This window comes from Streptomyces sp. NBC_00829 (assembly GCF_045161795.1).
Taxonomy (GTDB): domain Bacteria; phylum Actinomycetota; class Actinomycetes; order Streptomycetales; family Streptomycetaceae; genus Streptomyces.
Genome location: NZ_CP108867.1, coordinates 5,290,516 through 5,302,694, shown reverse-complemented (window position 1 = coordinate 5,302,694; position 12,179 = coordinate 5,290,516). Strand labels below are relative to the sequence as shown.

Sequence of the window (12,179 nt, the reverse complement as noted above, 5' to 3'; positions counted from 1 at the left end):
AAGCGATGACAGTCACCCTGGCGGATGTCGCGGCGCGCGCCCGGGTGTCCCCGGCCACCGTCTCCCGTGTGCTCAACGGCAACTACCCGGTCGCGGCGTCGACGCGGGAGCGGGTGCTGCGAGCGGTCGACGAGTTGGACTACGTACTGAACGGGCCCGCGAGTTCGCTCGCCGCGGCCACGTCGGACCTGGTGGGCATCCTTGTCAACGACATCGCCGACCCCTTCTTCGGGATCATGGCCGGGGCCGCCCAGACCGAGATCGGCGGCCAGGAGGGCACGGGGCGCGCGGGCGGCGAGAAACTGGCCGTCGTCTGCAACACCAACGGCTCGCCGGAGCGCGAACTGACCTACCTCACCCTGCTCCAGCGGCAGCGGGCCGCGGCGGTCGTGCTGACGGGCGGCGCGCTGGAGGACCCCGGCCACATCGCGGCGATGGCCGCGAAACTGGCGAAGCTCGCGGACGCGGGCACCCGCATCGTGCTCTGCGGGAGGCCGCCGCTGCCCGGCAGCGAGTCGGTCGCCGCCGCGCTCGCCTTCGACAACCGGGGCGGCGGACGGCGGCTCACGGAGCACCTGGTCACACTCGGGCACCGGCGGATCGGCTATGTGGCGGGGCCGACGGAGCGCACGACGACCCGGCACCGGCTGGAGGGCCACCGGGCGGCGCTGGCCGCGGCGGGCGTCGACGAGGACCAGGACCGGCTCACCGTGCACGGCCCGTACGCCCGGCGCTCCGGCTACGAAGCGACGCTCGAACTGCTGCGCCGCGAGCCCGGCCTGACGGCGATCGTCGCCGCGAACGACACAGTGGCACTGGGCGCCTGCGCGGCCCTGCGCGACCAGGGGCTTCGCATCCCCGAGGACATCTCGGTGGCAGGCTTCGACGACCTCCCGTTCTCGGTGGACGCGGTACCGGCGCTGACGACGGTCCGGCTGCCGCTGTACGAGGCGGGGGCGCGTGCTGGCCGGCTGGCGATGGGCAACGAGGCCCCGCCGCCGGGCGGCATCGCGACCATTCCGGCGGAACTGATGGCGCGGAATTCGACGGCTCCGCCGCGGAAGGGGTGAGGGGGCGCTTCCGGACAACGGCCTGACCGGGCGCGGCGATCCGTATGGCCGCCGCGGCGAGGCACACCACCCCCGGTCCGTGGTCCCGACCCGACGGCCGATCAGCCGACGGCGACCGGTTCAGCGCGTCCCGGAGGAAGCCGCCCAACGGCCGGATCGCCGTGCGGAGTCCATGTCCCCACCCGGTTCTTGTGCGCGCCGCATCCGCCCCTTACCGTTGACTGAGTCAAGGACAGATCCGGAGTAACCAGCCCGGAGCAGCTGATGCCGATCCAGGAAATCCGCGCCTTCAACCGCTTCTACACCAATCTCATCGGCGCACTCGACTACAGCAAGCACCTCTACACGCCGTACACCCTCACCGAGGCCCGCGTCCTGTACGAGCTCGCCCACAGCCCCCGGACCGATGCCGCCGACCTGCGCGGGGAACTGTCCCTCGACGCCGGGTATCTGAGCAGGCTGCTCGCCAGGTTCGAGCGGGACGGTCTGGTCGGGCGGGCGCCCTCCGAGGCGGACCCCCGGCGGCAGCGGATCACCCTCACCCCTCGTGGGCGCGAGGCCGCCGCCCTGCTCGACCAGCGGTCGCGCGAGGCCGTCGGGTCGCTGCTCGCCGATGTGACCGAGGCAGAGCGGCTGCGGCTGCTCGAAGCGATGCGGGCCGTGCGCGAGATCCTCGGCCGCGGCAGGCCAGCTCACCGCGAAGGCCCCGTCCTGCGCGAGCCCGGACCCGGCGACCTGGGGTGGATCGTGCAGCGGCACGGAGCGCTCTACGCCGCCGAGTACGGCTGGAACGCGGGCTTCGAGGGGCTCGTCGCCCGGATCGTCGCGGACTTCGCCGAGGACCACGACCCGCACCTGGAACGGGTGTGGATCGCGGAGCTGGACGGCCGGCCCGTGGGATCGGTCATGTGTGTACGGGACGACGCCCCCGCGACCGCGCGGCTGAGGCTCCTTCTGGTGGAACCCGAGGCCCGCGGACACGGGCTCGGCGACCGGCTTGTGCGCGCCGTCGTGGATTTCGCGCGCGATGTGGGGTACCGGGAACTGGTGCTGTGGACCAACGACGTACTGACCGGCGCCCGCCGGATCTACCAGCGGGCCGGGTTCACCCTCGTCACCGAGAAACCGCACCGCTCCTACGGAGCGGATCTGGTCGGCCAGGACTGGCGGCTGCCCCTGCAGGAAGGAACGATCAAGTGAAGTTCGCGTTCTCCACCCTTGGCGTACCGGGCATGCCGGTCCCCGACGTGGTCGCTCTCGCCGCCGACACCGGATACCAGGGCGTCGAACTGCGCGCCGATCCCGAGGAGCCGGTCCACCCGGGAATCGGAGCGCAGGAACGGGCCGCCGTGGTCGGGGAGTTCGACCGGGCCGGCATCGAGATCCTGACCGTCTGCGGGTACGTGGGCGTCGGGGCGGCCGGTGACGACGCTCCCGTGTACGCGGAGATCGACGGCCTCCTGCGGCTGGCACGGGACGTGGGCGCGTCGAACGTACGGGTCTTCCCCGGCGGCGGCGACCAGGATCCGGCCGTCGCCGAGGCCACCGCCGCCCGCCGTCTGGGGGCCGCGGCCGAGACGGCGGCCGGGCTCGGCGTACGGATCCTGCTGGAGACCCACGACTCGCACCGCAGCGGCGCGGCCGTGTCCCGCATCCTGGGGCCCGTCGGCCACAAGAACGCGGGCGCGATCTGGGACGTCGTGGGCCCCTGGCTCGACGGCGAGACCCCCGCGGCGGCGCACGCGGCGCTCGCGCCCTTCCTGGGTTATGTGCAGGTCAAGGACGTCGCCTCGGCGGAGGATCTGTCCCCGCTGCCGCTGGGGGCCGGGGTGCTGCCGATCGCCGAGTCCCTGGCCACGCTCACCGAGGAGACGTGGCTGTGCTGGGAGTACGAGAAGCGCTGGTACCCGGGGTCGGCGGATCTGCCGGGACTGCTGGTGCCGGGGCGGGAGCATCTGCTCGGCCTGCTCTGATCCGGCGGCGACCGGGAAACCGCGACGGTCCGGGAAACCGCGGGCCGACCGGGAACGGACCCCGCGGGCCCACCCGGAACCCGCGGACCCTTCGGGAACGGGAACCCACGGACCGTCCGGCGGACGGGAACCCACGGACCCTTCGGGAACGGGAACCCACGGACCGTCCGGCGGACGGGAACCCACGGACCCTTCGGGAACGGGAACCCACGGACCGTCCGGCGGACGGGAACCCGCGGACCGTCCGGGAACAGGAACCCACGGACCGTCCGGCGGACGGGAACCCACGGACCGTCCGGCGGACGGGGCCGAAGCGTCGCGGCCCGGGGCGCGGAAGGACGCCCCGCCCGAACCCCTGAGGCCAAGAGCACCCCCCGTGGCGCCTCCCGTACCAATTCCCGGACGCCCCGCGCCCCGGGGAACCCACCCCACCGCCGCTGCGTCCAACGGGCCGTACTGCCCGGTGAGTCTCCGCAGTGCGGTGTCGGCCTCGCTGCCGGCTGCGATCGCCGACCACCCCTCTCCAGCCGCCTGCGGCCGGCAGCACACCGCCACCGGCGCGCCCCCTGCGACAGCACCGGTGGCGGACCCCCGTCCAAGTGACCTTCCGCGTGGCGTGTCGCTTTTCTGTTGCCACACCCTTGACCTGGCAGTAATTTTCGGGCTATCCGTGTGTCTTTGGAAGTTTCCTTCAACTCCCTTGTCAGGCAAGGCCGCAAGCAAGGCCGGAAGGAGCCAGATGCACGACCGGAGCCTCACCAGACGCACACTTTTCACCGCGACCGCCGCGACCGCCGTAGTGGTCGGCGCCGCCTCGGCGCCCGCCGTCGGCGCCACGGCGCACCACGACCGGCTCAGGCGGCTCATCTCCCGGATGAGCCTGGAAGAGAAGGTCGGCCAGCTCTTCGTGATGCGGGTGTACGGGCACTCCGCCACTACCCCCGACCAGGCCGACATCGACCTGAACCTCAAGGAGATGGGCGTCCGCACGGCCGCCGAGCTTGTCGCCAAGTACCACGTCGGCGGGATCATCTACTTCACCTGGGCGCACAACACCCGCGATCCGCACCAGATCGCCGGTCTGTCCAACGGCATCCAGCGGGCCGGACTGGCCCAGCCCACGCCCCTGCCACTGCTGATCTCCACCGACCAGGAGCACGGCATCGTGGCCCGTGTCGGCCGCCCCGCGACCCTGCTGCCCGGAGCGATGGCGCTCGGCGCGGGCGGGTCGCGGTCGGATGCCCGGGCCGCCGCCCGGATCGCCGGGGCCGAGCTCGCCGCGATGGGCATCCGCCAGAACTACGCCCCCGTCGCCGACGTCAACGTCAATCCCGCCAACCCCGTGATCGGCGTGCGCTCCTTCGGCGCCGACCCGGACGCGGTGGCCGCGCTCGTCGCCGCGCAGGTGAGGGGCTATCAGAGCGCGGGCATCGCCGCGACCTCGAAGCATTTCCCGGGGCACGGCGACACCACCGTCGACAGTCACACGGGCATCCCGGTCATCACCCACACCCGTGAGCAGTGGGAGGAGACCGACGCCCCGCCGTTCCGCGCGGCGATCGCCGACGGGATCGACTCGATCATGACGGCGCACATCCAGTTCCCGGCGCTGGACCCGAGCAACGACCCGGCGACGCTGTCGCGTCCCATCCTCACCGGCATCCTGCGCGAGGAGCTGGGCTACGACGGGGTGGTGGTCACCGACGCGCTCAACATGCAGGGCGTGCGGGACAAGTACGGCGACCACCGGGTGCCGGTGCTCGCCCTCAAGGCTGGGGTGGACCAGTTACTCAACCCGCCGGACCTGGCCGTCGCCTGGAACGGTGTCCTCGGCGCGGTCAGAAGCGGCGAGCTGACGGTGGCCCGCCTCGACGAATCGATCCTGCGCATCCTGTGCCTCAAGGAGAAGCTGGGTCTGTTCCGCGACCCGTTCGTCTCGGACCGGAAGGTGGAGCACACCGTCGGCACCCGCGCGCATCTCGCCGCCGCCGACAGGATCGCCGAGGGCACGACGACCCTGCTGGTCAACGAGGGCGGGCTGCTGCCACTGAACCGGCGCCGCCAGCCCCGGCTGCTGGTGGTCGGCGCGGATCCCGCCTCACCCACCGGGACGACCGGACCGCCGACCGCCGTCCTTGCCAAGGCGCTGACCGACCTGGGGTTCACCGCGACCGCGCTGCCGACCGGCATCACGCCGACCGCGGCCACGATCGACCAGGCGGTGGCGGCGGCCGGCGGCAGGGACGCGGTGATCGTCGCCACCTACAACGTCACGGCCACCAGCCCCCAGCGCACCCTGGTGACCCGGCTCGCCGCGACCGGAGTGCCGCTGGTGGCGCTGTCGATCCGCAATCCGTACGACATCGCGCAGCTCGCCGGCGTGCGGGCGGCGCTGGCCGCGTACTGCTGGACCGATGTCGAACTGCGCGCCGCGGCGCGGGTGATCGCGGGCCGCGTCGACCCGGAAGGGCGGCTTCCGGTGCCGGTGCAGCGTGCGGACGATCCGCTTCAGGTGCTGTATCCCGTCGGCCACGGCCTCTCGTACGACTGACGTAGGCGCACCGGCAGCCCGCCACCGGCGCACTCCCCCCACATATGAGGAATTGCCCCACACATCTGGCGTGGCCCGTCCCGACGGGTCACGCTGGACCCACCGGCCGGAGTGTCGGGGCTCGGGGGTACGGATGGGCGCGCAGCGGAAGCCGGCAGGGGCGGGGAGCACCTTCGTCCTGGTACTCGCCCTGGTGGGGACCCTCACCGCCGGGTGCCAGCAGGCGAGCGGACGCACCGGGGCCGCGGCCGGCAGCATCGCGAGCCCCTCCCCCACGTCTGCGGGATACGGCCTGGTCTTCCTCGGGCGCGGCGACTGCGCCTCGCGCGGCCGGGATGTCCACGAGGTGTCCTGCACCAGCGAGAAGTCGGTGGCCCGGGTGACCGCGCGGTACGGGGGCCGGTCAACGGCCGGTCCCGCCTGCCCGGCCGACACCGACTTCGTGCTGCACATCTCCGACAGCCGTCGCTCGGCCGACGAGGACGGCGACGGAGAGGTCGGCCAGGGATACGCCTGTATGCGCAATCTGGAGCCTCCGCATCCGGGCGACCCGGGCGGGGGCGGCGGCCCGCACACCGTCGTCGGCGACTGCGTCTACGGCGCGAGCAAGGGCCAGGTGAAGGAGACGGCCTGCGACGGATCGGGGGCGCGGGCACCGGAGTTCAGGGTGGCGTCCGCGGTGGAGGGCAGGGCGCAGTGCCCGCCGTCCACGGCCCTGTATGTGCGTCTCGACGGGAACGAGCCGGTGGGCTGCGCCCGCCGCGTGTGAGGATCACTCGGCGGCGGGCGCGGCCCACGGGTCACGCGGTCACGCGGCGCGGCGGTCGCACCACAGGCTCGCGCGGTCACACCCTCGCTCGTCCGGTCACGGCCGCAGCGCGGGCTCCCGCTCGATGTCGCGCTTGTCGAGCTTCGCGTCGAACCTCGTCAGCGGCTTCGCCTTCGCCTCGTCCTGCTGGACGGCGGCCGGGGCGACGCCCGCCCACTTCAGGATGGACGCGGTCGCGGCTGCGTTCTGGTCGGGCACGAGACCGGCCACGTTGGATCCGTGGTTGCCGCCGGGCTGGACGTAGACATAGCTGTCACGCGCGCCCCTGCCGAGCCGGAACTGCTCCGCGCCCCACGGGTCGTTCTGGCCGTACACGAACATCATGTGCCGGGCGTTGTGACGCACCCAGCGGTCGACGTCGTTCATCACGAACGGCTTGAAGCGCATCGGGATGTCCCGCGGCACGAAGTTCCGCGGCGGCTGGTACCCGTACCGGCTCAGGCCCTTGAGGTGCGGCTGCTTGATGTCGGGCGAGCCGAGTTCGGTGCCTGCCTGGTAGTAGTACGGCGTGTACGGCTCCAGGCCCTGGTCGGTGTAGAAGGAGAAGCCGGAGATCGCGTCGATGCTGTCCCAGATCTGCTGGTCGGTCGCGGTCCTGGCGACCGGGATCGACTCGCAGTCGGCCAGCAGGCTGTACTGCCAGAACGCCCAGGTGTAGTCGAGGACGACCGCCTCGAACGCCTTGTCCAGCGAGCCGACCGTGTTGAAGGTGTATTTGTGGTCCGCCGCGTACGTGGTGTACAGGGCCTCCAGCGGCTTGCGGCGCACCAGGGCCTCGCGCTGCACACCGTTCAGCTTGTCGCGGCACTCCTTGGTGCCGACGTTGGCCAGGAAACGGTCGTACGCCGAGTCCTCCTTGTCGACCACGTCGTTCGGCGCGACGTAGGCGACGACGCCGTCCATGTCACGCGGGTAGAAGCGCTCGTAGTACGTGGCCGTCATGCCGCCCTTGGAACCGCCGGTGGTGAGCCAGTTCTTGGCGTACACCGCCTTCAGCGCGGTGAAGATGCGGTGCTGGTCGCTCGCGGCCTGCCAGATGTCGAGCTTGGACCAGTTGGCCGGGTCGGGCCGGGACGGAGTGAAGAACCGGTACTCCACGGAGACCTGGTTGCCGTCGATGATCGCCGTCGGCTCACTGCGGCGGGGGGTGGTGCTCACGTTGTAGCCGGAGGTGAACATCACGGTGGGGCGGTTGGTGTCCTTGTGCAGCAGCGTGATCCGCTGCTTGAAGCTGCCCTTGCCCGGGTGCCGGTGGTCGACCGGCTGTGTGTAGGTGAGGACGAAGTACCGGTAACCCGGGTACGGCTTCTCCTCGATGAGACTCATGCCCGGAATCGCCAGGATCCGGTCCTTGATGTCCGTGCCGGCCGTCGGCTCGGCGGCGGTAGCCGCACCGGCCGCGCTCACGGTGCCTATGAGCACCACGAGCGATAGCAGCCATCTGAATGCCTTGCGCATTGGCCCTCCCCTTGGTCCACCTGTGGTCGCGGTGAACCTAGTGGGGGCAACACCCGTCCCGCCAGCCCCAGTTGCACTCCTGTTTTAGGGCCGCAGGTCAGCAGAGGATCCAACCGGTCGAGCGGGCGATGGAACCGACGGAACCGGTGGCCCGTACGCAGCGGTTGAGCGCGTGGACCGTGACGGGTCCCGCCTGCCGCCTGAAGGTGCCCGTCTCGCGTGCGGCAAGGCCGCCGCGTGCCTGGAGCGTGACGGACATGACGCGGCGGGAGCCGGGCTTTCTGGCGATCGTGACGGCACAGGCGTACTGCCGGTTCTTGTAGACGCGCAACTCGCCCGTGGCGAACGTGACGGTCTTCAGCGGCCGGCCGCTGCACGCGGAGGCGACGGCCTCGGCGCGCTGGACGCCGGGCCCGGCCATCACGAGCGCGCCGACCATCATGAACACGGCGAGGCCGCACGACAGCAGACGCCGCCCGAGTCGTCCGCTCTCCGCCTCACCGAACACGCTTGCTCCTCATCGCCACCACCCCGTACATGCGTACGACGCAGCCGCTGCCCGAATGGTTGCGACGCCCGGCGACCGGTCACACGACGGCGGGCTCGTCCTCGCCGATGAAGGTGCGCCACAGCAGGGCGTACCGCCCGTCCAGCGCCAAAAGCTCATCGTGAGTGCCGTCCTCGACGACCTGGCCCGCGTCCATGACGACCACCCGGTCCGCGCGGGCGGCCGTGGTCAGACGGTGGGCCACGACCAGCGTGGTGCGGCGGCCCGTCAGACGGTCCGTGGCCTGGTTGACCTGGGCCTCGGTGGCGAGGTCGAGGGCCGCGGTCGCCTCGTCGAGCAGCAGGACATCGGGGTCGACGAGCTCGGCCCTGGCCAGCGCGATCAGCTGGCGCTGACCGGCCGAGAGATTGCGGCCTCGCTCGGAGACCTCGTGCAGATAGCCGCCGTCCAGGGTGGCGATCATGTCGTGGGCGCCGACGGCGCGTGCCGCGGCCTCCACCTCGGCGTCGCTCGCGCCGGGGCGGCCGTACGCGATGGCGTCCCGGACGGTGCCGGCGAAGAGGTACGCCTCCTGGGGGACGACTCCGAGCCGGTGCCGGTATGCCGTCAGATCCAGCGCGCGCAGGTCCGTGCCGTCGGCGGTGACCGCGCCGCTCGTCGGGTCGTAGAACCGCGCGACCAGCTTGACCAGCGTCGACTTGCCCGCGCCGGTCTCGCCGACGAACGCGACGGTCTGCCCGGCCGGGATGCGCAGATCGACACCGCGCAGGGCCTCCTCCTCGTCGCCGTAGGCGAAGGACACGTTCTCGAAGGCGATGTCGCCGCGCAGGGAGGGGACACCGCGGGGCTGCTCGGCCGGCGCGGTGGAGGTCGGTTCCTGGAGCAGCTCCTGGATCCGTCCGAGCGACACCGTCGCCTGCTGGTAGCCGTCGAAGACCTGGGACAGCTGCTGGACGGGCGCGAAGAACAGATCGATGTAGAGGAGGTAGGCGACCAGTGCGCCGGTGGTGAGCGTGCCCGCCTCGATCCGGCCGGCGCCGACGATCAGCACGGCAGCCGCGGCCACCGAGGACAGCAGCTGGACGAACGGGAAGTAGACCGAGATCAGCCACTGGCCGCGGACGCGGGCCTGGCGGTAGTGGTCGCTGCGGTCGGCGAACCGCTTGGCCCCGTCGCGCTCGCGGCGGAACGCCTGGACGATGCGCAACCCGGACACGGACTCCTGAAGGTCGGCGTTGACGACGCTGATGCGCTCACGGGCCAGCTCGTACGCCTTCACGCTCTTGCTGCGGAAGAAGTACGTGCCGATGGCCAGCACCGGCAGCGTCGCGAAGACCACCAGCGCCAGCTGGAGGTCGATGACGAGCAGCGCGGCCATGATCCCGAAGAAGGTGACCACCGAGACGAACGCGGTGACCAGACCCGTCTGCAGGAACGTCGACAGGGCGTCCACGTCCGTCGTCATCCGGGTCATGATCCGGCCGGTCAGCTCGCGCTCGTAGTAGTCGAGTCCGAGGCGCTGGAGCTGGGCGAAGATCTTCAGTCGCAGGGAGTAGAGCACGCGCTCGCCGGTGCGGCCCGTCATCCGGGTCTCACCGATCTGCGCGGCCCACTGCACGATCACGGTCCCGAGCGCGAGCCCGGAGGCGGCCCACACCGCGCCGAGCGCCAACTGCTCGACGCCCTCGTCGATGCCGTGCCGGATCAGGATGGGAAGCAGCAGGCCCATGCCCGCGTCGAGCGCCACCAGCAGCAGGCTGACCAGCAGGGGAAGGCCGAAGCCGCGCAGCAGTCGGCTCAGCCCGTAGGCGTGCTCGGCGCGCACGGCCCGGTCCTCGTCGACCTCGGGGGTGTCGGTGGCCGGGGGCAGCGCCTCGACCTGGGCGAGCAGTTCGGGAGTCGCGCCCGGGACCGCGGACTCCACGATGGCCTCCTCGCGCTCCCACAGGCCCGGTGTGATGCCGCGCTCGGCGTCGAACTCGGCGTCCAGCTCGGCCCGTACGGTCCGGTCCTCCTCCGGTTCCGCGGTAGCCGGCGGCAGATGCCCGGGCGACACGCCGCCGAGCTCGTCCGGGTCGGTCAGCAGCCTTCGGTACAGGGCGGAGCGCCGGGTCAGCTCCTCGTGCGTGCCGATGTCGGCGAGCCGGCCGCCGTCCAGGACCGCGATCCGGTCGGCGAGACCGAGGGTGGAGCGCCGGTGGGCGATCAGCAGGGTGGTGCGTCCGGCCATGACCGAGCGCAGGGCCTCGTGGATCTCGTGCTCGACACGGGCGTCGACGGCGGAGGTGGCGTCGTCCAGGAGGAGCAGCCGGGGGTCGGTGAGGATCGCGCGGGCGAGCGCGATGCGCTGGCGCTGGCCGCCGGAGAGGGTGAGGCCGTGCTCGCCGACCTTGGTGTCGTAGCCGTTCGGCAGTTCGGCGACGAAGCGGTCGGCCTGGGCCGCGCGGGCCGCGGTCTCGATCTCCTCCTGGGTGGCGTCCGGCTTTCCGTACGCGATGTTCGCGCGCACGGTGTCGGAGAAGAGGAAGCTGTCCTCCGGCACGAGGCCGATGGCCGCGCGCAGTGATTCCAGGGTCAGCTCGCGCACATCGTGGCCGCCGACCAGGACCGCGCCGTGCGTCACGTCGTAGAAGCGGGGCAGCAGCAGCGAGACGGTGGACTTGCCGCTGCCGGAGGAGCCGACGACGGCGACGGTCTCGCCCGGCCGGATCTCCAGCGAGAAGCCGTCGAGGACCGGGCGCTCCGCGTCGTATCCGAAGGTCACGTCGTCGAACTCGACGGTGGCGGGCGCGTTCGCCGGGAGCTCCTCGGTGCCGTCCCGCATCGTCGGCTCGGTGTCGATGAGCTCCAGTACGCGCTCCACTCCTGCCCTCGCCTGCTGGCCCACGGTCAGGACCACGGCGAGCATCCGGACCGGGCCGACGAGTTGGGCGAGATAGGCGGAGAAGGCGACGAAGGTGCCGAGGGTGATCTGGCCGCGGGTGGCCAGCCAGCCGCCAAGCGCCAGCATCGCGACCTGCCCGAGCGCGGGCACGGCCTGCAGGGCGGGGGTGTACTTCGCGTTCAGCCGGATGGTGCGCATCCGCCCCGCGAACAGCTTTCTGCCCACCTCGCGCAGCTTTCCGGTCTCCTGGTCCTCCTGGCCGAAGCCCTTGACGACCCGGACGCCGGAGACGGCGCCGTCGACGACGCCCGCGACGGCGGCGGCCTGACTCTGGGCATACCAGGTGGCGGGGTGCAGGCGGGTCCGGCTGTGCCTGGCGATGTACCAGAGGGCGGGCGCGACGGCGACGGCGATCAGGGTGAGCGGCAGGGACAGCCACGCCATGATCACCAGGGAGATGAGGAAGAGCAGGATGTTCCCGATGGTCATCGGGAGCATGAAGAGCAGGCCCTGGATGAGCTGGAGGTCGCTGGTGGCGCGGCCCACTACCTGGCCGGTGGAGAGCTCGTCCTGACGTCGTCCGTCCAGGCGGGTGATCGTGTCGTACATCTCGGTCCGCAGATCGTGCTGGACGTCGAGGGCGAGACGACCGCCGTAGTAGCGGCGGATGTACGTGAAGACGTACACGACGACGGCCGCGGCTATCAGAAGCCCGGTCCAGACGGTCACGGACCGCGACCGGTCGCCGATCACGTCGTCGATGACGACCTTGGTGATCAGCGGGACGAGCGCCATGACGGCCATGCCGGCCAGCGACGAGCCGAGCGCGAGCAGCACATTACGCCGGTAACGCCAGGCGTAACCGGACAGCCTCCGTGCCCAGCCTTGGTCCGACGCCGCCACGTG

8 protein-coding genes are annotated in these 12,179 nt (G+C 71.7%); 5 read left to right on the top strand and 3 right to left on the bottom strand.

Annotation, left to right across the window (positions count from 1 at the left end):
• Positions 1–5: 5 nt before the first annotated feature.
• The 5 genes from OG293_RS23590 to OG293_RS23570 all read left to right on the top strand — a co-directional run bounded on the left by OG293_RS23590 (position 6) and on the right by OG293_RS23570 (position 6,363).
• A complete protein-coding gene (locus OG293_RS23590; protein WP_406000783.1) occupies positions 6–1,070 on the top strand; it encodes a LacI family DNA-binding transcriptional regulator in 1,065 nt (354 codons plus the stop codon).
• A gap of 264 nt (positions 1,071–1,334) precedes the next feature.
• The gene (locus OG293_RS23585) at positions 1,335–2,270 is read left to right on the top strand and encodes a GNAT family N-acetyltransferase (protein ID WP_406000782.1); all 936 of its coding nucleotides are present in this window, start codon (positions 1,335–1,337) and stop codon (positions 2,268–2,270) included.
• Complete coding sequence (locus tag OG293_RS23580; protein WP_406000781.1) at positions 2,267–3,043, top strand: sugar phosphate isomerase/epimerase family protein; 777 nt, start codon at positions 2,267–2,269, stop codon at positions 3,041–3,043. Before OG293_RS23585 ends, OG293_RS23580 begins: the two co-directional genes overlap by 4 nt.
• Positions 3,044–3,782: 739 nt before the next feature.
• Positions 3,783–5,594 (top strand): glycoside hydrolase family 3 protein, encoded by a 1,812-nt coding sequence (locus OG293_RS23575; protein WP_406000780.1) that lies wholly within the window; start codon positions 3,783–3,785, stop codon positions 5,592–5,594.
• Between the two features lie 133 nt (positions 5,595–5,727).
• On the top strand, positions 5,728–6,363 hold the full coding sequence (locus OG293_RS23570; RefSeq protein WP_406000779.1) for a hypothetical protein: 636 nt from the start codon (positions 5,728–5,730) through the stop codon (positions 6,361–6,363).
• Between the two features lie 96 nt (positions 6,364–6,459).
• Here the strand turns inward: OG293_RS23570 and OG293_RS23565 are convergent, their stop codons facing one another.
• From OG293_RS23565 to OG293_RS23555, 3 genes are all read right to left on the bottom strand, one after another.
• Entirely contained in the window at positions 6,460–7,881 is a 1,422-nt protein-coding gene (locus tag OG293_RS23565) for an aminopeptidase (protein ID WP_406000778.1), read from the bottom strand.
• Positions 7,882–7,978: 97 nt separating this feature from the next.
• Positions 7,979–8,323: a hypothetical protein gene (locus OG293_RS23560; RefSeq protein WP_406003687.1), complete on the bottom strand. Its 345-nt coding sequence runs from the start codon at positions 8,321–8,323 to the stop codon at positions 7,979–7,981.
• Between the two features lie 145 nt (positions 8,324–8,468).
• On the bottom strand, positions 8,469–12,176 hold the full coding sequence (locus OG293_RS23555) for an ABC transporter ATP-binding protein (protein ID WP_406000777.1): 3,708 nt from the start codon (positions 12,174–12,176) through the stop codon (positions 8,469–8,471).
• Positions 12,177–12,179 lie beyond the last annotated feature (3 nt).

Excerpts from the sequence above, each read along its gene's own strand:
- OG293_RS23590 (WP_406000783.1), top strand. The coding sequence starts at position 6 with ATGACAGTCACCCTGGCGGATGTCGCGGCGCGCGCCCGGGTGTCCCCG.
- OG293_RS23585 (WP_406000782.1), top strand. The coding sequence starts at position 1,335 with ATGCCGATCCAGGAAATCCGCGCCTTCAACCGCTTCTACACCAATCTC.
- OG293_RS23575 (WP_406000780.1), top strand. The coding sequence starts at position 3,783 with ATGCACGACCGGAGCCTCACCAGACGCACACTTTTCACCGCGACCGCC.
- OG293_RS23570 (WP_406000779.1), top strand. The coding sequence starts at position 5,728 with ATGGGCGCGCAGCGGAAGCCGGCAGGGGCGGGGAGCACCTTCGTCCTG.
- OG293_RS23565 (WP_406000778.1), bottom strand. The coding sequence starts at position 7,881 with ATGCGCAAGGCATTCAGATGGCTGCTATCGCTCGTGGTGCTCATAGGC.
- OG293_RS23560 (WP_406003687.1), bottom strand. The coding sequence starts at position 8,323 with ATGATGGTCGGCGCGCTCGTGATGGCCGGGCCCGGCGTCCAGCGCGCC.